General features: G+C 50.3%; 2 protein-coding genes. Both read left to right on the top strand.

The window, feature by feature from the left end; translation table 11 throughout:
• Positions 1 to 372: 372 nt before the first annotated feature.
• Positions 373 to 1812, top strand: coding sequence for an McrB family protein (locus tag VE954_RS06900; protein WP_324951026.1), 1440 nt, complete (start codon positions 373 to 375; stop codon positions 1810 to 1812).
• The gene (locus VE954_RS06895; RefSeq protein ID WP_324951024.1) at positions 1809 to 2693 is read left to right on the top strand and encodes a 5-methylcytosine restriction system specificity protein McrC; all 885 of its coding nucleotides are present in this window, start codon (positions 1809 to 1811) and stop codon (positions 2691 to 2693) included. Before VE954_RS06900 ends, VE954_RS06895 begins: the two co-directional genes overlap by 4 nt.
• Positions 2694 to 2788: the final 95 nt, after the last annotated feature.

Raw genomic sequence — 2788 nt, 5'->3', positions numbered from 1 at the left:
GCAATAGCGCCAATGTCAACAGCTTCGATTATCTGGTCGCGCTGCAAGAAAACCGCTCGCGGGTTTATATGAAACCTGAGATGTGGCTGCCGTGGAACTATAAATCCAATCTCTGATTTTTATTCTCTTCGGAAAGCACACAGCAATCCTCGCCGTGGTCTACCCAGATAAATATCCAGTCATGAACAGTAAAAGTCGGAGTTTCCTGAAACACTTTGGCCTCACCTTGCCGAACCATTAGCTCTACTTATCAAGGATCTGACTCCGATTGTTGCGGAAATATTCGGCAGTGAAGTTGAGACGCAAAGGAACATAACGAGCAGGATACCCAAAAATGATTATGGAAGAGGTGGCATCCACTATCACTATTGGATGGCTTTCTTCCCGAAAGGTGTCAAGCGAAGTACGGGCACACAACTCTTCGTATACATTCATCCTGATCATATCTCGGCCGGTTTTGCGACAGGGGCCAGAGCCGAGGCTTTCCTAGAACGTCTAAAGGAAGCCCTAGACGAAACAGATTTTGATTTCGGCTCATACCTTGACTACCTTTCTAGTGCCGGTTTTCATATTGCAGACTTCAATGTCAGCGGGCGCCGCGATGGCAGTACCTTTGAGTGTTCGACCAAGGAAGTGACCCGCCTCCTGGAAGGAAACTCAACCCTGGTCATCGAACGGATGTGGCCACGAGATGAAGCCATCAACCTGGGAGCAAGCCTGGGTACGTTGATCCAGCAGGTCATGAAAGATATCATTCCCCTCTTCGCGATGGCGAGCTTTGATGCATATGAGCAGTACCTGCCTGATGCGAAAGAAGGGTCGGACACCGACCAGAGTCTCGAGATAAAGATAGCAGATCCCCTGAAAGCCCCATCGTTGAATACAGAGCAAGGTTGGGCACATCTAAGAAAAGAGCTGAATTGGGGTGCAAACAGCGAAGAGCTTAGATTATTGAGAACAGTCATTAATCGCGGGCTTGTCGGCAATGATCATGCGTCAAAACAGATGATCCTTGTCGGACCTCCGGGTACTGGCAAAACACGACTCGCCAAACAACTAGCCGAGGGATTGGCATCGAATCGCGAAAACGTGGCGATGGTTCAGTTCCACCAGTCCTACTCCTATGAAGACTTTATTGAAGGTATCCGTCCCCGAGTTGTCCACGGACAAATGACCTACCAGGAGATCGCTGGCCCATTCGTGGAATTTTGCAGACGGGCCTCCCGCCCGGCCTTTAGAGACGAGCGATTCGTCTTCATCATTGATGAAATCAATCGTGGCAACGTCAGCAGGATCTTTGGCGAACTCCTCTACCTTTTGGAGTACCGCACCGAGTCTTTGCCCCTGCTTTATTCCAGGACTCAATTTTCGATTCCCAGCAATGTTTTCATCATAGCAACAATGAATTGCGCTGATCGATCCCTCGCTCTGGTGGATTATGCCCTCCGGCGGCGATTCCGTTTCATTGACCTCAATCCTAGCTCGGACGTGCTTCGGTCCTGGTATGAATCAGGAACTCATGAGCATGAAACTGCAATTCGCTTCTTCGATCTCCTCAATTCCAAGCTTCCTGATGCACGACTCAGAGTGGGGCATAGTTACTTCCTTGATATAACCAGACGAAGCATAGGCCTCGACAAACAGGCAACTGAAGAGATTTGGGTTTCAGCAGTTAAGCCCCTGCTACAGGAGTACTTTGCCGCAACTCCGCATCGAATTGGCGACTATGATTTTAATGCCCTCTGGAAGGAGGCAGCCAGATCGATCGATGCCTCCGACGATGCAGAAGAGTCGACCAAGGAATCGGCATGAAAAATACCACGAGCGTCTCGTTACGGGAATACGAAAAGCTCTCAGTGAATCTGCCTACGCGTTCTCGTGATGCCCTCGAAAAAATTGACCAATTCGTTTCCGTCTCGCGCTCTGACTCAAAGGGGGTGTTTGACGTTACGGCTTCACACTGGGTAGGCAGCGTGATTTTGCCGGACGGATATATTTCTGTGGCACCAAAGGTTGGGGGCACCAATGCCCTTCGCATGATGCTCGAGGGAGAAGGCGAGCTGCCTGAGAGTTGGAAGGAGTGTCTGGCAAGGATTGACGGCAATGACCTCTGGGACGTGCTGGCTCTTGCCTTAGGACGAGAAATGGCTTTGATTCGTGCGGCTGGCTATCAAGGTGCTTACATTGAAGAAGATGACAATAGACAATGCGTACGTGGCAAGATCCTGCCAATGGAAGACCTGCGCTTCAACTTTCCTGTACGGCGCGGTGTTTATTCACGGGATGCCATCTGGAGCTTTGATATTGGAATCAACCAAGCCCTGAACTGGGCCGCCTCCGCCTTGGTCAATCTAGCCAGATTTGACGCAGTACAAGCCCTCCGGGCAGAAGCAAGCCTCCTCAACGGGATTAAGGAACTTCCCCCCGAACCGGACTGGTTACCAGAACCTGGGGACCGGTACCGCCGCGCAATCTTTCTTACTCAGCTGGTACGGAAAGCCTGGGCACCGCAGACATCGTTGTTTGGTTACACGGCCCACAATGCAATCGTAAACATGTATAACGTTTTTGAAGGGTTTATCCGAGCAAGAATGCGTCGATATGCTGGCCAGCATGGTCTAGTGGTCTTAGAGAAAGGATCGTATCGTCGTAAGCGCCCCAGCAAGTCACGGTTAGACTCCGTCCCCACCTGATCGTATCCTGCCTCATCACCCGCAGTTGGTGATCAAAATACAGTGGTTTAAAAGATGATCATTTTCGGCATTTGGTAAAAATGCAAAACGCATTA

The organism is Oligoflexus sp., assembly GCF_035638955.1.
In the GTDB taxonomy this organism is placed as follows: Bacteria; Bdellovibrionota_B; Oligoflexia; order Oligoflexales; family Oligoflexaceae; genus Oligoflexus.
Note: the sequence above shows the minus strand (reverse complement) of the source record. Positions and strands in the feature narration are given on the sequence as shown.